This is a genomic window from Hypericibacter sp. (assembly GCF_050729195.1).
In the GTDB taxonomy this organism is placed as follows: Bacteria; Pseudomonadota; Alphaproteobacteria; order Dongiales; family Dongiaceae; genus Hypericibacter.
Map to the genome: position 1 here is coordinate 1 of NZ_JBOHKS010000281.1, position 18,624 is coordinate 18,624.

Annotated in this window: 21 protein-coding genes; 19 read left to right on the forward strand and 2 right to left on the reverse strand. The window is 66.6% G+C overall.

The window, feature by feature from the left end; genetic code table 11:
* From ACREE8_RS23050 to ACREE8_RS23105, 12 genes are all read left to right on the forward strand, one after another.
* Positions 1 to 254 (forward strand): DUF6867 family protein (locus ACREE8_RS23050; protein WP_431575366.1); only part of this gene is annotated, 254 nt, incomplete at its 5' end.
* Positions 255 to 421: 167 nt separating this feature from the next.
* A complete protein-coding gene (locus ACREE8_RS23055) occupies positions 422 to 1,543 on the forward strand; it encodes a branched-chain amino acid ABC transporter substrate-binding protein (protein WP_431575367.1) in 1,122 nt (373 codons plus the stop codon).
* 247 nt (positions 1,544 to 1,790) lie between these two features.
* Positions 1,791 to 2,228 carry a ribose 5-phosphate isomerase B gene (rpiB, locus tag ACREE8_RS23060; RefSeq protein ID WP_431575368.1) on the forward strand — a complete coding sequence of 146 codons (438 nt, stop codon included), beginning with the start codon at positions 1,791 to 1,793 and terminating at the stop codon, positions 2,226 to 2,228.
* A 60-nt stretch (positions 2,229 to 2,288) separates the two neighbouring features.
* A complete protein-coding gene (gene glyA / locus ACREE8_RS23065) occupies positions 2,289 to 3,590 on the forward strand; it encodes a serine hydroxymethyltransferase (RefSeq protein ID WP_431575369.1) in 1,302 nt (433 codons plus the stop codon).
* Between the two features lie 37 nt (positions 3,591 to 3,627).
* Positions 3,628 to 4,086: a transcriptional regulator NrdR gene (gene nrdR, locus ACREE8_RS23070; protein ID WP_431575370.1), complete on the forward strand. Its 459-nt coding sequence runs from the start codon at positions 3,628 to 3,630 to the stop codon at positions 4,084 to 4,086.
* Positions 4,087 to 4,193: 107 nt separating this feature from the next.
* Positions 4,194 to 5,318, forward strand: coding sequence for a bifunctional diaminohydroxyphosphoribosylaminopyrimidine deaminase/5-amino-6-(5-phosphoribosylamino)uracil reductase RibD (ribD, locus tag ACREE8_RS23075; protein WP_431575371.1), 1,125 nt, complete (start codon positions 4,194 to 4,196; stop codon positions 5,316 to 5,318).
* A gap of 35 nt (positions 5,319 to 5,353) precedes the next feature.
* Positions 5,354 to 5,947 (forward strand): riboflavin synthase, encoded by a 594-nt coding sequence (locus ACREE8_RS23080; RefSeq protein WP_431575372.1) that lies wholly within the window; start codon positions 5,354 to 5,356, stop codon positions 5,945 to 5,947.
* Positions 5,944 to 7,089, forward strand: a complete 1,146-nt coding sequence (gene ribB, locus ACREE8_RS23085) for a 3,4-dihydroxy-2-butanone-4-phosphate synthase (protein WP_431575373.1) — start codon at positions 5,944 to 5,946, stop codon at positions 7,087 to 7,089. Before ACREE8_RS23080 ends, ribB begins: the two co-directional genes overlap by 4 nt.
* Positions 7,090 to 7,101: 12 nt before the next feature.
* Entirely contained in the window at positions 7,102 to 7,599 is a 498-nt protein-coding gene (ribH, locus tag ACREE8_RS23090) for a 6,7-dimethyl-8-ribityllumazine synthase (RefSeq protein WP_431575374.1), read from the forward strand.
* The gene (nusB, locus tag ACREE8_RS23095) at positions 7,596 to 8,111 is read left to right on the forward strand and encodes a transcription antitermination factor NusB (RefSeq protein ID WP_431575375.1); all 516 of its coding nucleotides are present in this window, start codon (positions 7,596 to 7,598) and stop codon (positions 8,109 to 8,111) included. The genes ribH and nusB overlap by 4 nt, the downstream gene beginning before the upstream one ends.
* Positions 8,086 to 9,093 (forward strand): thiamine-phosphate kinase, encoded by a 1,008-nt coding sequence (gene thiL / locus ACREE8_RS23100; protein ID WP_431575376.1) that lies wholly within the window; start codon positions 8,086 to 8,088, stop codon positions 9,091 to 9,093. The genes nusB and thiL overlap by 26 nt, the downstream gene beginning before the upstream one ends.
* An 84-nt stretch (positions 9,094 to 9,177) precedes the next feature.
* On the forward strand, positions 9,178 to 9,627 hold the full coding sequence (locus ACREE8_RS23105) for a hypothetical protein (protein ID WP_431575377.1): 450 nt from the start codon (positions 9,178 to 9,180) through the stop codon (positions 9,625 to 9,627).
* Here ACREE8_RS23105 and ACREE8_RS23110 read toward each other — a convergent pair.
* The gene (locus tag ACREE8_RS23110; protein ID WP_431575378.1) at positions 9,624 to 10,631 is read right to left on the reverse strand and encodes a DMT family transporter; all 1,008 of its coding nucleotides are present in this window, start codon (positions 10,629 to 10,631) and stop codon (positions 9,624 to 9,626) included. The genes ACREE8_RS23105 and ACREE8_RS23110 overlap by 4 nt on opposite strands.
* A gap of 85 nt (positions 10,632 to 10,716) precedes the next feature.
* Here ACREE8_RS23110 and ACREE8_RS23115 point away from each other — a divergent pair, with 85 nt between their 5' ends.
* Entirely contained in the window at positions 10,717 to 11,919 is a 1,203-nt protein-coding gene (locus ACREE8_RS23115) for an MFS transporter (protein ID WP_431575379.1), read from the forward strand.
* Positions 11,920 to 12,117: 198 nt separating this feature from the next.
* The gene (locus ACREE8_RS23120; RefSeq protein ID WP_431575380.1) at positions 12,118 to 14,202 is read left to right on the forward strand and encodes a sodium-translocating pyrophosphatase; all 2,085 of its coding nucleotides are present in this window, start codon (positions 12,118 to 12,120) and stop codon (positions 14,200 to 14,202) included.
* A gap of 133 nt (positions 14,203 to 14,335) precedes the next feature.
* Here ACREE8_RS23120 and ACREE8_RS23125 read toward each other — a convergent pair whose 3' ends face one another.
* Positions 14,336 to 14,797 carry an outer membrane protein assembly factor BamE gene (locus ACREE8_RS23125; RefSeq protein ID WP_431575381.1) on the reverse strand — a complete coding sequence of 154 codons (462 nt, stop codon included), beginning with the start codon at positions 14,795 to 14,797 and terminating at the stop codon, positions 14,336 to 14,338.
* Between the two features lie 119 nt (positions 14,798 to 14,916).
* On the opposite strand from ACREE8_RS23125, the gene ACREE8_RS23130 reads away from it, so the two are divergent.
* The 5 genes from ACREE8_RS23130 to ACREE8_RS23150 all read left to right on the forward strand — a co-directional run bounded on the left by ACREE8_RS23130 (position 14,917) and on the right by ACREE8_RS23150 (position 18,495).
* A complete protein-coding gene (locus ACREE8_RS23130) occupies positions 14,917 to 15,459 on the forward strand; it encodes a ubiquinol-cytochrome C chaperone family protein (RefSeq protein WP_431575382.1) in 543 nt (180 codons plus the stop codon).
* Between the two features lie 142 nt (positions 15,460 to 15,601).
* Entirely contained in the window at positions 15,602 to 16,141 is a 540-nt protein-coding gene (locus tag ACREE8_RS23135) for a DUF177 domain-containing protein (protein ID WP_431575383.1), read from the forward strand.
* Between the two features lie 121 nt (positions 16,142 to 16,262).
* Entirely contained in the window at positions 16,263 to 16,445 is a 183-nt protein-coding gene (gene rpmF / locus ACREE8_RS23140; RefSeq protein WP_151177092.1) for a 50S ribosomal protein L32, read from the forward strand.
* A 32-nt stretch (positions 16,446 to 16,477) separates the two neighbouring features.
* Positions 16,478 to 17,521, forward strand: a complete 1,044-nt coding sequence (gene plsX / locus ACREE8_RS23145) for a phosphate acyltransferase PlsX (RefSeq protein WP_431575384.1) — start codon at positions 16,478 to 16,480, stop codon at positions 17,519 to 17,521.
* 2 nt (positions 17,522 to 17,523) lie between these two features.
* Positions 17,524 to 18,495: a beta-ketoacyl-ACP synthase III gene (locus ACREE8_RS23150; protein WP_431575385.1), complete on the forward strand. Its 972-nt coding sequence runs from the start codon at positions 17,524 to 17,526 to the stop codon at positions 18,493 to 18,495.
* The last annotated feature ends 129 nt before the right edge of the window (positions 18,496 to 18,624 follow it).

Here is an 18,624-nt window from a genome sequence, read left to right on the forward strand (position 1 = left end):
ATGGCATGCTGCTCACGGTGGCAGAGCGCCTGGCCGACAACTTTCTCTTCGCCGCCCGGATTGTGCCCTTCGGTTTTCCCGACGGTCAGTTTGCAGTCTATGGGGACGGAACGATCGGCTATGTCAGCCACGCCATCGTGCTGGTTTTGATCGCCTTGGCGGCCCATCGCCTGACCCAGGCGCGCAAGATGGTGAGCCAGTATCCGTGGCTCTACGCCCGGTCGGGCCTCTTTGGCTGGAAGGAAATCTCCTGACCGGCCAGAGGCTTGGGTTCCCCCGAAAGGAATGCCGAAATCGAATTGCCGCCCTTATGGCGGGTGCTAGAATGTAACCAACCTGCAAGGTATGCGGAGATAACGAAGGCTTTACGAGGGCTGCCGGCGGTCCACGCCGGAGCTCAACTGCAACAGGGAGATGATTGATGCGTAAATTTGCACTACCGCTGCTGGCGGCTGCGGCCGTCGCGGCGTCGCTGTCGGTGACGCCCGCGCGCGCGGACGATATCACCATCGCCGTGGCCGGCCCGATCAGCGGCGACCTGGCGGAATTCGGCGCGCAGATGAAGCGCGGCGCCGAGAAGGCGGTCGCCGACATCAACGCCGCGGGCGGCGTCATGGGCAAGCAGCTGAAGCTCGAAGTGGGCGACGATGCCTGCGATCCCAAGCAGGCGGTTGCGGTCGCCAACGACCTCGTGTCGAAGGGCGTGGTCTTCGTGGCCGGCCATTTCTGCTCCGGCTCCTCGATCCCGGCCTCGGCCGTCTATCACGAGGAAGGCATCCTGCAGATCACGCCGGCCTCGACCAATCCGAAGTTCACGGACGACGCTTCCGCCTCCGGTTGGGACACGCTGTTCCGCACCTGCGGCCGCGACGACCAGCAGGGCTCGTTCGCGGGCGCCTGGATCGCCGAGCACTTCAAGGGCAAGAACATCGCGATCGTCGACGACAAGTCGGCCTACGGCAAGGGTCTCGCGGATCTGACGCGCGCTGCCCTGAACAAGGCCGGCATGAAGGAAGTTCTCAGCGAGAGCATCACCGCGGGCGAGCAGGACTACACGGCGCTCGTCAGCAAGCTCAAGGACGCGAAGGTCGACGTGATCTATTTCGGCGGTTACCACCCCGAAGCCGCGTTGATCGTGAAGCAGTCGCGCGAGCAGGGCCTCAAGGCCCCGCTGCTCTCGGGTGACTCGCTCAACACGCTCGAGTTCGCGACGCTCGCCGGCAAGGCTGCCGACGGCGTGATGTTCACCAACGCTGCCGAGGCCCGGAACCTGCCGAGCGCCAAGGCGGTGGTGGAATCCTTCCGCAAGGACGGCTTCGAGCCCGAAGGCTACACCCTCTCGACCTACGCCGCGATCCAGGTGTGGGCGGCGGCGGTGAAGAAGGCCGGCGGCACCGATGCCGAGAAGGTCGCGGCGGCCATCCGCAGCGCCCCCTACGATACGGTGATCGGCAAGCTCGCCTTCGACAAGAAGGGCGACCTGACGGCGGCCACCTATGTCTGGTACGTCTTCAAGGACGGCAACTACGCCGAGATGAAGTAATCTCCGGCTAGACAGACCGATTAAGGAAGGGCCCGGCGGCGACGCCGGGCCCTTCTGCTTTGGGGCTTTCCCGGGCCCCGGGCGGGGCGGTCAAATTCCTTAACGGCGTCAATGTCGTGGGGGCGGCCCCTTTGGCGCTGCCAGCGCCCTATTGTGGCTCCCGCGAGGGTTTGCGGCGCCTTGGTTGCCGGCCGCCAGATGTGGTAAGGCTACCGGTCTTGCCAACCCCTGAGAGCACCTCGCGCCGATGCCGCAAGAGACCATCGCCATCGCTGCCGACCATGCGGGATTCGAGCTGAAGGAACTGCTCAAGGCGGAACTCGCCGCGGGCGGATACAAACCGCTCGATCTCGGCACGGCCGGCCCGGAATCCGTGGATTATCCCGATTTCGCCGACAAGCTGGCGGTCGCCCTCAAGGACGGCCGCGCGCTTCGCGGCGTTCTCGTCTGCGGCACCGGGATCGGCATCTCGATCGCCGCCAATCGCCATCGCCATATCCGCGCGGCGGTCTGCCATGACGGCACCAGCGCCAAGCTCGCCCGTCTCCATAACAACGCCAATGTGCTGGCCCTGGGCGCCCGTCTGCTCGGGCCCGAGGTCGCGAAGGACTGTCTGGCGGCGTTTCTCGCCACGGCGTTCGAGGGCGGCGAACGACATAGCCGGCGCATCGGCAAATTGTCCTGACGCGCGCCCCCGCAAACATTCGAGTGAAGCCTTTTGCTTAGAGAGAAGGATATCGACGCTATGTCTCCCGCCGCCTCCGCGCAGATCCCCGGTTTCTTCACCATGTCGCTGGCCGAGCGCGACCCGGAACTGGCGCGCGCTGTCAGCGATGAGCTGCATCGCCAGCAGGACCAGATCGAGCTGATCGCTTCCGAGAACATCGTTTCTTCGGCGGTGCTCGAGGCGCAGGGCTCGGTGCTCACCAACAAATATGCCGAGGGCTATCCCTCGAAGCGCTATTACGGCGGCTGCGAATATGTCGACGTCGCCGAAATGCTGGCGATCGACCGCGCCAAGAAGCTCTTCGCCTGCAACTTCGCCAATGTGCAGCCCCATTCGGGCGCGCAGGCGAACCAGGCCGTGTTCATGGCGCTGCTGCAGCCGGGCGACACCTTCATGGGCCTCAATCTCGCGGCCGGCGGCCACCTCACCCATGGCTCGCCGGTCAATCAGTCCGGCAAGTGGTTCAAGGTCGTCCCCTACAATGTTCGCCCCGACACGTTGCGCGTCGACATGGACGAGGTCGAGAAGCTGGCGGCGGCGCATAAGCCCAAGCTGATCCTGGCCGGCGGCTCCGCCTATCCGCGCTTCTGGGATTTCGAGCGCTTCCGCAAGATCGCGGATTCCGTCGGCGCCTACTTCATGGTCGACATGGCGCATTTCGCCGGGCTGGTCGCGGGCGGCGTGCATCCGAGCCCGCTGCCCCATGCCCACGTCGTCACCACCACCACGCATAAGACGCTGCGCGGCCCGCGCGGCGGCATGATCCTGGCCCAGGACGAGGATATCGGCAAAAAGATCAACACCGCCGTGTTCCCGGGCCTGCAGGGCGGCCCGCTGATGCATGTGATCGCCGCCAAGGCGGTCGCGTTCGGCGAGGCGCTGCGGCCGGAATTCAAGGTCTATGCGAAGCAGGTGGTGGAGAACGCCAAGGCGCTGGCCGAGATCCTGGTCGGCAGCGGCGTCGCCATCACCACCGGCGGCACCGACAATCATCTGATGCTGGTCGATCTGCGGCCGAAGAAGCTCACCGGCAAGGCGGCCGAGGCGAGTCTCGAGCATGCCGGCATCACCTGCAACAAGAACGGCATCCCGTACGACACGGAGAAGCCGACCATCACCTCCGGCGTTCGTCTGGGTTCGCCGGCGGCAACCACCCGCGGCTTCGGCGTCGCGGAATTCAAGGAGGTGGGCCGTTTGATCGGGCAGGTGCTCGACGGGATGGCGGCTCATCCGGACGACAACAGCAAGACCGAGCGCGAGGTTCGCGCCCAGGTTCAGGAGCTCTGCCGGCGCTTCCCGGTTTACACCGGTCGGCGCTAGCCGAGCGGGCGCCAAGCGATAAAGGGGGAAACTCGCGATGCGCTGCCCGTTCTGCGGCAACGAGGATACTCAAGTCAAAGATTCGCGTCCGACCGAGGACGGCTCGGCGATCCGTCGGCGACGGCAATGCCCGAACTGCGGCGCGCGCTTCACCACCTTCGAGCGCGTGCAGCTGCGCGAGCTCACCGTGGTCAAGAGCAACGGCCAGCGCGAGCCCTTCGACCGCGACAAGATCATGCGCTCGATGCAGATCGCGCTGCGCAAACGCCCCGTGGACGGCGATCGCCTGGATCGCGTGGTCAACGGCATCGTCCGCCGGCTGGAAAGCTCGGGCGAGAGCGAGATCCCGTCCAAGGTCGTGGGCGAGATGGTGATGGAGGCGCTCAAGAGCCTCGACCAGGTCGCCTTCGTGCGCTACGCGTCGGTCTATCGCAATTTCCGCGAGGCGAAGGACTTCGAAGAATTCGTCGGCAGGCTCGGCGGCGACGGGGATTGAACCTCCCATGTCATCCCCGCGAAAGCAGGGACCCATGGTGCAGCCGTGGCGCCTCCGGCAGGCATGGCCCCCCCTTTCGCGGGAGTGACAGTGTGGGTGGATAGACAGTGAGCGCCACACCCAAACCCTCCGACACCGACCTCGCGCATATGCGTGCCGCGCTGACTCTGGCGGCGCGCGGGCTGGGGCGGGTGTGGCCCAATCCGGCCGTGGGTTGCGTGCTGGTCTCGCCCGATCATCGCGTCATTGCGCGCGGCTGGACGCAAAAGGGCGGACGGCCCCATGCGGAGACCGAGGCGCTGCGCCGCGCGGGCGCTGCCGCGAAGGGGGCCACCGCCTATGTCAGCCTCGAGCCCTGCTCGCATCACGGCAAGACACCGCCCTGCGCCGAGGCGCTGATCGCCGCCGGCATCGTGCGCTGCGTGGCCGCCATGGAGGATCCCGATCCTCGCGTGCAGGGAAGCGGGCTGGCGATGCTGCGCAAGGCCGGCATCGCCGTCACGGTGGGAGCGCTGGCCGGCGAGGCCGCGGATCTCAACGAGGGGTTCTTCTCGCGGATCAGATCCGGCCGGCCGCTCGTCACGCTCAAGATCGCCAGCACGCTCGACGGGCGCATCGCGCTCGCGAGCGGCGAAAGCCGCTGGATCACCGGCGAGGCGTCGCGCGCGCGCGTCCATCTGATGCGCGCGCAGCATGATGCGATCCTGGTCGGCAGCGGCACGGCCCTTGCCGACGATCCCGAACTGACCTGCCGGCTGCCCGGCCTCGAGGACCGGCATCCAGTCCGTATCGTGCTGGACCGCGATCTGTCGCTGCCTGTGACGGCGAAACTGGTCGCCTCGGCCGCCTCGCACCCGAGCTGGATTGTGGTGGGACCCGATGTCGCAGCCTCGCGGGGTGCCGCTCATCGCGCCGCCGGGGTCGGGTTCATCGAAGCCGGCCTGGACCGCAACGGGCGGCTCGACCTCGCCGCCCTCATGGCCGAGCTGGGCCGCCGCGGGCTCACCCGAATCCTGGTCGAGGGCGGAAGCCGGCTCAGCGCCGCCTTTCTGGCGCATGACCTGGTGGACCGGCTCGCCTGGTTCCGCAGCCCGGGCATCATCGGCGGCGACGGCATTCCGGCGGCGTCCCCGCTCAGTCTTGCAAGGCTCGCCGAGATGCCCCGCTTCCAGCGCATAGCGGCGGAAACGCTGGGCGAGGACCTTCTGGAAAGCTATAAACGCCGCTCCTAACTTAGCGCCAGCAACAACCCCGCAAGCGGTCAGGCATGTTTACCGGCATCATCACCGATCTCGGCAAGGTTCGCGAACGCGCGCCCGGCGCCGTGACGAGGCTCGTCATCGAGACGCGCTACGACACCGCCGCGATCGATCTGGGCGCGTCCGTCGCCTGTAATGGCGTGTGTTTGTCGGTGGTGGAGAAGGGGAGCGGCTGGCTTGCCTTCGAGGCCTCGAACGAGACGCTCGACGTCACCACGCTGGGCGGCTGGCAGGTCGGCACCAAGGTCAATCTCGAGCGCGCCTTGCGCCTCGGCGACGAGCTGGGCGGCCATCTCGTCAGCGGCCATGTCGACGGGGTCGGCACCATCAAATCCATGCGCCAGGATGGCGGCAGCGTCCGGCTGACCGTCTCGGCGCCCAAGACCCTGGCGCGCTTCATTGCGCCCAAGGGCTCGATCGCGATGGACGGGGTCTCCCTGACCGTCAATGAGGTCGCGGGCGTCGATTTCGGCGTTAATCTTATCCCCATCACCCTGGAAGCGACCAATCTGGGCAGCGCCCATGCGGGTGATCGGGTCAATCTGGAAATCGACATGATGGCGCGCTACCTTGCACGCCTCACCGAAAAGGAACCGGCATGAGCCAGCCCAAGCTCGAGCCCTGGCGGGCGACCTTCTCCGACCTCGTCTCGCCGACCGAGAGCATCATCGAGGAAGCCCGCAACGGACGCATGTTCGTGCTGGTGGACGACGAGGGCCGCGAGAACGAGGGCGACCTCGTCATTCCGGCGCAGATGGCGACCCCCGACGCGATCAACTTCATGGCCAAGTTCGGCCGCGGCCTGATCTGCCTCGCCATGACCGGCGAACGCGTCGAGCATCTCAGCCTGCCCTTGATGGCGCAGCATAACGGCACCCGCCACCAGACGGCCTTCACCGTCTCGATCGAGGCGCGCGAGGGCGTCACCACCGGCATCTCGGCGCCCGATCGGGCTCGCACCATCGCCACCGCGATCGATCCCAGCAAGGGCCGCGTCGATATCGTGACGCCGGGCCATATCTTCCCGCTCCAGGCGCGCGACGGCGGCGTGCTGGTGCGCGCCGGCCATACCGAGGCCGCGGTCGATCTGGCGCGGCTGGCCGGCCTCAACCCGTCGGGCGTGATCTGCGAGATCATGAATGACGACGGCACCATGGCGCGCCGCGACGACCTGATCGCCTTCGCGCAGCGCCATGGGCTCAAGATCGGCACCATCGCCGACCTGATCGCCTATCGCCGCCGCCACGACCGGATCGTCGAGCGCTCGATCGAAACCGAGTTCGAAAGCCGCTATGGCGGCAATTTCCAGATGATCGTCTATGTGAACCGCGTGGCCTATGCCGAGCATATCGCGCTGGTGAAGGGCGATCTGTCGGCGCCGGGCCCGGTGCCGGTGCGCATGCATGCGCTGAATGTGCTGGACGACGTGCTGGGCGACTGCACCGGCGGGCGGGGCGGGCAGCTCCAGGCCGCGATGCAGATGATCGCCGATCACGGCCGCGGCGTCGTCGTCATGATCCGCGAGCCCCAGCCCACCAGCCTCAGCGAGCGCGTGCTGGCGCATCACAACCAGAAGAGCGAGAGCACCGGCCAGCTCCGCGACTATGGCGTCGGTGCGCAGATCCTGATCGATCTCGGCGTGCGCGAGATGATCCTGATTTCGAATACCAAGCGGACCATCGTCGGGCTCGAGGGCTACGGCCTGACGGTCGTCGACCAATGGCCGATCCCGCCGGCCCGCTGAGGAAGAACGATCATGGTGCGTCCGTCTTCTGGCAGAGGTTCCGGCGCAGCGCATGTGCTGATCGTCGAATCCCGGTTCTATGCCCATATCTCCGACGAGCTGCTGAAGGGCGCCGTCCAGGCGCTGGAGGCGGCCGGCTGCAGCTATGAGCGCATCGAGGTGCCGGGCGCCTTCGAGGTGCCGGGGGCCATCCGCATCGTCTCCGAGGCGACGCATGGCGTGAAGCAGCCCTTCGACGGCTATGTCGCGCTGGGCTGCGTCATCCGCGGCGAGACCACCCATTACGACTATGTCTGCGGGGAAAGCGCCCGCGGGATCCAGGAGCTGGCGATCCGCCACGGCCTCGCCATCGGCTACGGCATCCTGACGGTCGAGAACGAGGCGCAGGCGCTGGCCCGCGCGCGGGTGAGCGAGAAGAACAAGGGCAAGGATGCGGTCAATGCCTGCCTGGCGATGATCGCGCTCAAGCGCAAATACGGCGTCGATCGCGTCATCGAAGCCGACCAATGAGCGGCAGGAAACCCGTAACGGATCCGTCCGCGATCGACCCGCGGCGCGGTGCGCGGCTGGCGGCGGTGCAGGCGCTCTACCAGATCGCCCTGACCTCGGCCGATTCGGCCATCGTCATCACTGAATTCATGCGCCATCGGCTGGGCAAGGCGATCGAGGAGGGCGGGGTGCCCGACAGCGATCCGCAGCTCTTCGCCGATCTCGTGCGCGGGGCCGCCGCCACCAGCGACGAGCTCGACGACATGATCGCCGCGGTGCTCGATCCGGAATGGTCGGTCGAGCGGCTGGAGCTGCTGCTGCTGGCGGTGTTGCGCGCCGGCGCTTACGAGATCTCGGCGCGGCCGGATTTGCCGGTTCGCGTCGCCATCAGCGAATATGTGGCGATCTCGGCGGCCTTCCTCGGCGATCGCGAGACCGGCCTCGTCAACGGTATCCTCGACCGGATCGCGCGCTCGCTGCGGCCCGACGATTTCGGAGGCGACACGCGTGGGCAACGCGAAACGGCCGGGTGAGTTCGAGCTCATCCGGCGCTACTTCGCGCCCTTGGCGGCGGCGACCCCGGCGGCCCTTGGCCTGGGTGACGATGCCGCGATCCTGACGCCGCGTCCGGGCCAGGAGCTGGTCGTCACCACCGATGCCCTGGTGGCCTCGGTTCATTTCCTACCCGACGATCCACCCGACCAGATCGCGCGCAAGATGCTGCGCGAAAATCTCTCCGATCTTGCCGCCAAGGGCGCGGCGCCGATCGGCTATCTGATGAGCTGCGCCTTCGACCATACGGTCGATGAGGCCTGGATCGTTGCCTTCTGCGCCGGGCTGGCGGCCGATCAGGCGGAGTTCGGCGTCGGGCTCCTGGGCGGCGACACGGTGGGCACGCCCGGGCCGCTGACTCTCACCGTCACGGCCCTGGGCGAGGTGCCGGCGGGGCGAGCGATGCGGCGCAATGCAGCCAAAGCCGACGACCTCGTCTTTGTCAGCGGCACGCTGGGAGATTCGGCGCTGGGGCTGAAGCGGCTGCGCGGCGGACTGTTGGCGCTGTCGAGCGAGGAGGGCGCCTTCCTGATCGATCGCTATCGCCTGCCGCAACCGCGACTGCGGCTCGGGCGTGCGCTGATGGAGTCCGGCCTGGCGAAGGCAGCGCTCGATGTCTCCGACGGCCTGATCGCCGATCTCGGTCATATCGGGGAGCAGTCCGATCTGGCGGCGGAGGTCGAGAGGACGCGGCTGCCCTTGTCGCCCGCCGGCGCCCATGCGCTGGATGAGGACCCGGCCTTGATCGAGGACATCGTGGCCGGCGGCGAGGATTACGAGCTGCTCTTCACCGCGTCGGCGGCGGCGCAGGCCGCGATCGCGGCGCTGGCCGAGCGGCTGGGGCTGCGGGTGACGCCGATCGGCCGGATGATGCCCTCCAGCGGACAGCCGGGCGCTGTCCGGCTGCTGGACGAAAAAGGCCGGGAAATCGCCCTCAAACGCCGGGGATGGCAGCATTTCTAGGCGGCAGGATCGCCTGGATTTGGCTCGAACTTAGGCAAGCCTTAACCCAATTTTCAACGCCGCGGGGCGATCCTGTCCCCCGCGATGAAGAAGATCGTCCTCATTCTGCTCGTGCTGCTTTTGCTGGGCGGCGGCGGTGCCGCGGCCTGGTGGTTTCTGCTACGCCAGCCGCCGGCGGATCCGCAAGCCGCGGCAGCCCCCGTGGCCGCGCCCATCGTCTATTTGAAGCTTCCGGCCCTGACCGTGCCCGTCATCCGCGACGGCGCCCCGCACGGGCTGATCACCGTCGAGATGACGATGGAGCTCAAGGACGAGACGGTCCGTCCGCAGGCCGAGGAACGCCTGCCGGTGCTGGCCGATCGCCTGTTCGTCGTCCTCTACGACCTGCTCGGCCGCCGCATCATGCAGGAACAGAATTTCAATCTGGACATGGTGAAGGGCCGGCTCCTGATCGCGGCCGACAAGGTCATGGGCGCGCCTGGCTCCATCACCAACGTCACCTTCACCGCGGTCGAGACACGCTTCGCCAGCTAGGCTCGCTTTTCGCGCTGCAGCTGCCGGACCGACCACCAGATCCCCAGCAACGCCACCGCCATGCCGGCGAGCTCCACCATGTTGGGGATCTTGCCGCTGACGAGGAACACGTAGAGCACGCCGAAGATCGCCTCGAAGATGATGAGCTGGCCCAGCAGGGACACCTTCAGCAGTCTCGCCGCCAGGTTGAACAGCAGATAGGCGAGCCAGGTCGAGCCGCCGCCGAGGATGATGCTCCACCAGACGATCGACGCCATCTCCTGCCGCGGGATCGCCAGCGGGTTTCGCAGCTCGCCCAGCGCATAGAAGATCGGTGCCGCCAGCAGCACGGCCACCAGCGACGCGGCCCCGATCAGCGAGTTCCATTCGCGCGCCTCGATGTTCCGGTGCAGGCGCAGGAACCGCGCGTTCGCAATCGCATACCAGGTCCACATGACGAGGCAGGCCAGCAGGCATAGCGTTCCCAGCGCGGAGAAATCCGACAGGTCGCGAAGGAAATCGGTCTTGCCGAGGTTGAAGGTCACGACCCCGAGAATGAAAAAACCCAGCGGCGGCGCGATGTCCCTCAGCCTGCTTTCGTCCGTGCCCATTCTCCCGAAGAGGGAGATGGTCACGGGCACCATGCCGATGACCAGGATCGCGAATGTCGCGCCGGAGAGCTGGATGCCGAGGGTGAGGATGAAATAGAAGGCCACGTTGCCCGCGAGTGCCAGCAGGAAGGCGACGCCGAACAGGCGCCAGGAAAGCTGGCCGGTGCGGGTCGTGCCCAGCGAGGCGAGCGACAGGACGCCATAGACGAGGAACCGGCCGACGGTGATCTCGGCCGCACTCGATCCGTCCAGCACGACCGGAACGATGAAGGCGAGGGCCCAGAGGCCCGTCGTCAGCAGCATGATCAGGATGCCCCAGAAGAGAGGCGCTCCCGTCATGAGCCGGCTCAGGGTCCCGGCCGCGGCGCGCCAGACTCTCGAGGGGGAAACATTGAAGATCAAGGCAGGCAGCATCGGTGTTTCCTGTGCGACGAAGAAGGAGCTTCCCTCGTTTGCTCCCCTTGCCCGGCGGGCGAGGGGCCTCCATCTTGACGCGGCCATGCTCTCCGCCGCAACCCGTCGCAACGTCTTTATCCTCGCGCTGTGCCAGGCCCTGAACGTTACGGGGCTGAGCCTGATGATCACGGTCTCGGCTGTGACCGGGCACAAATTGTCGTCCGACCCTGCGCTCTCGACCCTGCCGCTCGGGTTGCAGTTCACCGCGGCCATGCTCACGACCTTCCCGGTGTCGTTGCTGATGAAGCGGGTGGGGCGGCGGATCGGGTTTTCGCTTGGGGCTTTCGCGGCCCTGCTGGGCGGAACCATCATGCTGGTGGGCGTGCTGCAGGCGAGCTTCGTGATCTTCTGCATCGGCAACGCCTTCATCGGCATCGGTGCCGCCACGGCGCAGTTCTATCGTTTCGCCGCGGCCGACGCCGCCGACGAGAGTTTCAAGGCCCGGGCCATCTCGATGGTGATGGTGGGCGGCCTGATCGCGGCCTTCCTCGGACCGCTCTCCGCGCGCTGGTCGCGGCTCGCGATCGAGGGCACCGAGTTCGCGGGCTCCTTCGTCGTGGTCATGGGGCTGGGGCTGGCGGCCCTGCTGCTGTTGCAACTGCTGCGGATCCCGCGTCTGACCCTGGAGGAGCGGCGCGACACGGGCCGGCCGCTGGGCGAGATCGCGCGCAACGCCACCTTCGTGGTGGCGGTCATCGGCGGCATGATCGGCTATGCCACCATGTCCTTCGTCATGACCGCGTCCCCGCTGGCCATGATGGCGCACAACCATTCCTTCGACGACAATGCCTTCGTGATCCAGTGGCATGTGGTCGGCATGTTCGCGCCTTCCTTCTTCACCGGCCATCTGATCCAGCGCTTCGGCGTCCTGAATGTGATGCTGGCGGGCGCCGCGGCCCTCCTGGCCTGCGTCGCCACCGGCCTCTCGGGCACCGAGGTGGCGCATTTCTGGGGCGCGATGCTGCTGCTGGGGCTGGGCTGGAACTTTCTCTATATCGGCGCTTCGGCGCTCCTGACCGAGACCTATCGGCCGGCCGAGCGGGCCAAGGTTCAGGCGCTCAACGACTTCCTCATCGGCTTCGGGGTCTCGGTCGCCTCGCTCTCCTCCGGCGCGTTGCAGGCGGTGTTCGGCTGGGAAGTGGTTAATCTCAGCCCCCTGCCGGCCATCCTTGCCGCCGCTCTTGCCGTGCTGTGGCTCAAGTCGCGCCGGCGGGCCATGGCCGCGGTCGGCAGCAGCCTCGTCTGAGGCGGGATATTGCGCTAGGTCGCGGGGGCCCCTGCGAAATTTGGCCGCAAACCGCGGCTTCCCGTGTTGCCTTGGCCTGCTGAATCCCCTAAGGTCCGGCCCGCATTTTTCAGCCGCCCGGGCCGGGCGATGGGCAGCCGATTCGCGCGCCCCCGCCGGTTTCGCCGGGCAAATTCCCGAGGGATGGAAGGACTAACTATGGCAACCACTGACTGGATCGTCATCGCTTGCGGCGTGCTGGCGCTGCTTTACGGCATCTACGCCACACGCTCGGTGATGGCGGCTCCGACCGGCAATGATCGCATGCGCGAGATCGCGGCCGCGGTGCAGGAGGGGGCCCGGGCCTACCTCAATCGCCAATACACCACCATCGGCATCGTCGGCGTGGTCATCGTCGTGATCCTGGCGGTGACGCTGGGGAAGTGGCCGGCCATCGGCTTCGTCATCGGCGCGGTGCTGTCGGGTGCGGCCGGCTATGTCGGCATGAACGTCTCGGTCCGCGCCAATGTGCGCACGGCCGAAGCGGCGCGCCAGGGGCTGAAGCCGGCCCTGGCCATCGCCTTCAAGTCGGGCGCCATCACGGGCATGCTCGTGGTCGGGCTCGGCCTGCTCGGCGTCTCGATCTACTACTTCGTGCTCCGCAGCATGGGCCTGGAGACGCGCCACATCCTCGAGGCCCTGGTGGCCCTGAGCTTCGGCGCTTCGCTCATCTCGATCTTCGCGCGTCTCGGCGGCGGCATCTTCACCAAGGGCGCGGACGTCGGCGCCGACCTGGTCGGCAAGATCGAAGCCGGCATTCCCGAGGATGATCCCCGCAATCCGGCCGTGATCGCCGACAATGTCGGCGACAATGTCGGCGATTGCGCCGGCATGGCGGCCGACCTGTTCGAGACCTACGCGGTCACGGTGGTCGCGACCATGCTGCTCGCGGCGATCTTCGTGGTCGATCCGACCCAGCAGAGCCAGCTCATGATGTATCCGCTGCTCGTGGGCGGCGTCTGCATCATCGGCTCGGTCATCGGCACCTTCTTCGTGCGCCTGGGCTCGTCCAACAACATCATGGGCGCGCTCTATAAGGGCCTGATCGTCGCCGCCATCATCTCGGCGGTCCTGATCTTCATCGTCATCCATCAACTGTTCGGCTGGGATGCGGCCCTGCAGATTGCCGACCGAACCGTCAGCGGCGCGGACATCTTCTACTGCTCGCTGGTGGGCCTCGGCGTGACCGGTCTCCTGGTCTGGATCACCGAGTACTACACCTCCACGGCCTATCGTCCGGTGCGTAGCGTCGCCAAGGCCTCGGAAACGGGCCATGCGACCAACATCATCCAGGGCCTCGCGGTCTCGATGGAAGCCTGCGCCCTGCCGGTGATCGTGATCTGCGCCGGCATCATCATCGCCTTCTTCTTCGCCGGTCTGTTCGGGATCTCGATCGCGGCGACCACGATGCTGGCGCTCGCCGGCATGGTCGTGGCGCTCGATGCCTATGGCCCGGTGACCGACAATGCCGGCGGCATCGCCGAGATGGCGGATCTGCCGAAGGACGTGCGCAAGACCACCGACGCGCTCGATGCCGTCGGTAACACCACCAAGGCGGTGACCAAGGGCTATGCGATCGGTTCGGCCGCCTTGGCAGCCCTGGTGCTGTTCGCGGCCTATACCGAAGACCTGCATTACTACTTCCCGAACCTGACGGTCGAATTCCGGCTTCAGGATCCGTTCGTGGTGGTCGGTCTCTTCATCGGCGGCATGCTGCCCTTCCTGTTCGGCGCGCTCGGCATGATGGCCGTGGGCCGGGCCGCGGGGGCCGTCGTGGTCGAGGTTCGCCGTCAGTTCAAGGAAATCGCCGGCATCATGGAGGGCAAGGCGAAGCCCGATTACAGCCGCGCGGTGGACATGCTGACCAAGGCCGCGATCAAGGAGATGATCATCCCGTCGCTGCTGCCGGTGCTGGCGCCGGTCGTGCTCTACTTCGTGATCGACGCGATCGCGGGGCAGGCCGAGGCCTTCACGGCGCTGGGTGCGATGTTGCTGGGCACGATCGTGACCGGCCTCTTCGTGGCCATCCAGATGACCTCGGGCGGCGGCGCCTGGGACAATGCCAAGAAGTACATCGAGGACGGCCATCATGGCGGCAAGGGCTCGAACGCCCACAAGGCCGCGGTGACCGGCGACACGGTCGGCGATCCCTACAAGGACACCGCCGGCCCGGCCGTCAACCCGATGATCAAGATCATCAACATCGTGGCGCTGCTGCTGCTCGCGATGCTCGCCGCCGCCTGACGGTGCGAGGCTCGTGACGGCTGCTTCACGCAGAACTGAAAAGCCCCGGCGGGATCTCCCGCCGGGGCTTTGCTTTGGGCGTTTGCCGTGGCGCCAGCGGGACCGGGCCCGCGTCGCGGCAGGAGTATCGCCGTCAGGGGCCGGTCTGATCCGCGTCCTTGTTGAAGCGGCCGAGGTTGCCCAGGAGCTGCTGCAGGACGGTGAGCTCGCGGCCCACGGTGGGGGTGACGCGCGGGTTCGGCGTGATCTGCTTGGCATCCTCGAGGCCGATGATCTTCATGTCGTTGACCACGCCGGTCTTGTCGAAACTGACGACCAGCACCTGCTGATCCTCGATATCGGGCTCGAGGAACGCGATGCTCCGCGTGCGGGTGCTGATGTAGTACCACTTGTCGTTGTTGAAGGTCCCGGTGGTCGAGGGCGAGCCCAGGAGCTGGGCCACCTCGTTCTTGGTGTCGATCCCGGGCTGGATCTTCAGCACATTGTCGGGATCGGGCAGATTGCCACGCGTGTCGATCGTGGGCGAGCAGCCCGCGGCCAGAGTCGCCACGATCACACTCGCGACGCTCAGCGCAAGACGGCGGCTGTTACCCATTCCTTCGACCTCTTGATCCCCTCGGCGGAGTCCCGCCCGACGCGCCGCACCTTTCCACTGGCCCTGAATCCTGTCAACCGGCCTGACGCCTCACGGCGTCGTTTTCAGCATGGTGTCCAATGAGTTGGTTTGCGCAGCTGTTTCGATCCGAGCCGCAGAAGGAAGCGGCGGAACGGCTCTATGCCGCGCTGGTGGCTCAGGCGCGTGAGCCCGCCTTCTACCGGGAGGGCAGAGTGCCGGACAGCCTGGACGGCCGCTTCGAATTGGTCGCGCTCCATGCCTTTCTCCTGCTGCGGCGGCTCCAGACCGAGGGCCAGCCGGGGGCCCGGCTGGCCCAGGCGCTGTTCGACCGCATGTTCGTCGATATGGATGAATCGCTGCGCGAGATCGGGGTGGGCGATCTGAGCGTGGGCAAGCGGGTGAAGGCGATGGCCAAGGCCTTCTATGGGCGCGCGGCGGCCTATGAGGCCGCCCTGGCGGATCCCGCGCCTGCAACCCTGGAGGAGGCCCTGGCCCGCAACCTCTATGGCACCTTGCCGGACCGGCAGGGGTTGCCCCTGGCCGCGATGGCCCAATATCTGCGCCGGGCGGCGGCGGAAGTCGGGGCGCAGCCTGGAGCCAGTCTGCTGGCGGGTCGCGTCAGCTTCCCAGCTTTTGTCTGAATTCAATTTAGTATATTGTTTTCATTATAATTTTTAACATCATCCTGAGCTCTGTTCGAGGCGGCCAAGCGGCCATTGACCGGGGCGGGGGCTTTCCTTATGGTGGCGCGCTTTTTGCGGCCGGCGCCCAAGGAGCGAGGCAATGGCCGAATCCCAGTTAGAATCCGAGTTTTCCAGGACGATTCGCGTCGAGCGCATCGGTCGGGAAGAAATCGAGCGCCGCATCGAGGCCAAGCCGGACGAACGGGCAGCCTTGGCGGAGCGGTTGGGGCTGGCGAGTCTCGACCTGCTGCAGGCCGATTTACGGGTGAAGCGTCTGTCGCGCGGTAGGATCGCCGTCGAGGGACGGCTCGAAGCCAAGCTGACCCAGCTTTGCGTGGCCAGCCTGGAGCCGGTGGCTGCCCAGATCGAGGGCGAGTTCGCCGTGGAGTTCGTGGAGGCCGGGCCCGGCCCCGAGACTGAAGCGGTCATCGCGATCGATTCGGTCGATCCGCCGGAGCCGATCGAGGATGGGCTGATCGACCTCGGCGAGGCGGTGGTGCAGCAGCTGGCGGAGCGGATCGATCCCTATCCGCGGGCACCGGGTGCCGATGTGACCTGGCAGGATGAAAAACCTGCCATGTCGGAGCCCAAGCGACCCTTTGCCGCGCTGTCGGCGCTGCAGAAGGGAAAGAAGGGCTGAATGGCCCGACGAAGGCCCGTATCATCGGGCAGTCCGCGTGGGCTTTGGCTTGCCGGAACAATGGTTTTTGGATAGAAAACGGGCGCGCCGGCCGGTGGGCCCCTGCGGAGAACGTAAGACAATGGCTGTTCCTAAGAAAAAGACCTCGAAATCGCGCCGCAATATGCGCCGCTCGCATCACGCCCTGACGCCGAATGCGCATGCCGAGTGCCCCAACTGTGGCGAGCTCAAGCGGCCGCACCATGTGTGTGGCGCGTGCGGGCATTACGACGGCCGAAGCGTTTCCGAGTCCAAGGCCGCCTGATCTCGCCGGCTGATCTCCCGAGAGGAGACCGCGTGACCGGGCAATTTGCCATCGCTCTCGATGCCATGGGTGGCGATCGTGCTCCCGAGATGGTGGTGAAGGGTGCGAACATCGCGCGCCAACGCTTCCCCGAGGTGCATTTCCTGTTCTTCGGTGACGAGAAGCGGTTGAAGCCGCTCGTCGACAAGTATCGCGCGCTGGCCAAGGTCTCGACCATCCATCACACCGACCAGGTGGTGAAGGGTGAGGACAAGCCCTCGACCGCCTTGCGCGCCGGCCGCAGCTCGAGCATGCGGCTGGCGATCGACGCGGTGCAGAGTGGCGACGCCGCCGGCGTCGTCTCGGCCGGCAATACCGGCGCGCTCATGGCCATGGCGAAGGTGGTGCTGAAGACGCTGCCGGGAATCACCCGGCCGGCGATCGCTTCCTTCTTCCCGACGCTCAAGGGCGAGAGCGTGATGCTCGACCTTGGCGCCAATGTGCAATGCGACGCCGACAATCTCGTGCAGTTCGCGGTGATGGGCAATGTCTTCGCCCGTACCGTGCTGGGCGTCGTCAGCCCGACCATGGGGCTGCTCAATGTCGGTTCCGAGGACATGAAGGGCCACGAGGCCCTGCGCGAAGCGAGCGCCATGCTGCGCGAGTTCAAGCTCCCCGGCAGCTTCCACGGTTTCGTCGAAGGCGACGACATCGCCAAGGGCACGGTCGATGTGGTTGTGACCGATGGCTTCACCGGCAATATCGCGCTCAAATCGATCGAAGGCACGGCCAAGCTCTATGCCGAGTTCATGCGCGCGACCTTCAAGAGCTCCTTCCTGTCGAAGCTGGGTTATCTGCTGGCCCGGCCCGCCCTCAATGCGCTGCGCCTGCGCACCGACCCGCGCCGCTATAACGGCGCGATCTTCATGGGCCTGAACGGCATCGCCGTCAAAAGCCATGGCGGCACCGATGCGCTGGGTTTCTCCAACGCCATCGGCGTCGCGGCCGACATGATCGCGCATCGGGCCTTGGCCCGCATCACCGAGGATTTCGGCAACACCGCGGCGGTCTCGCGCCCGCAGGCGGCCGAGCTGTGAGCGTGATCCGGTCCGTGGTTGCCGGTTGCGGCGCCTATCTTCCCAAGAATGTCGTGACCAACGCGGATCTCGCGCAGAAGATCGAGACCTCCGACGAGTGGATCCGCCAGCGCACCGGCATCGGCCAGCGCCATGTCGCGGCCGAAGGTGAATTGACCTCGGATCTGGCGCTCAAGGCCTCCGAAGCGGCACTCGCCGATGCCGGCGTGAAGGCCGACGAGCTCGATATGATCGTGCTGGCGACCACCACGCCCGACGAAACCTTTCCGGCGACCGCAACCCGGGTCCAGGCCGCGCTCGGCATGACGCGCGGCATGGCCTTCGATGTGCAGGCGGTCTGCTCGGGCTTCGTCTATGCGCTGGCCGTGGCCGACAATTTCCTGCGCGTCGGCCAGGCGAAGACGGCACTCGTGATCGGCGCCGAGACTTTCACCCGCCTCCTCGATTGGAACGATCGCGGCACCTCGGTGCTGTTCGGCGACGGGGCAGGGGCTGTCGTCCTCAAGGCCGCCCCGGGCAAGGGCGACAAGACCGATCGCGGCATCCTCTCGACGCATCTCTTTTCCGATGGCCGCTATCACGACATGCTCTATGTCGATGGCGGGCCATCCAGCACCGGCACGGCCGGCGTGGTCCGCATGGAAGGCCGCGAGGTGTTTCGCCACGCCGTCACCAAGCTGGCCCAGGCCGTCGACGAGGCGATCGCGAGCAACGGCGTCTCGGAATCCGAGATCGACTGGCTGGTCCCGCACCAGGCCAACCGGCGCATCATCGACAGCATGGGGCAGCGCCTGAAACTGGCGCCCGAGAAGGTCGTGGTCACGATCGATCGCCACGCCAACACCTCGGCAGCCTCGATCCCCCTGGCCCTGGCCGAAGCCCATGCCGACGGGCGCATCACGCCGGGCCAGCTCGTGCTGATCGAAGCCATGGGCGGCGGCTTCACCTGGGGCTCGGCGCTGATCCGCTGGTAGGGCGGGAAGGGGCCCTCGGGCGCCTCGGCCCCCTCCGGAAGGGGGTGTCCCCTCGGGCGGTAGAGAGTTTTCCCGCCTTTTATCCACTTACTTGCTGAAACGGGAACCTTCCCCCGAGTCGTCACCGGG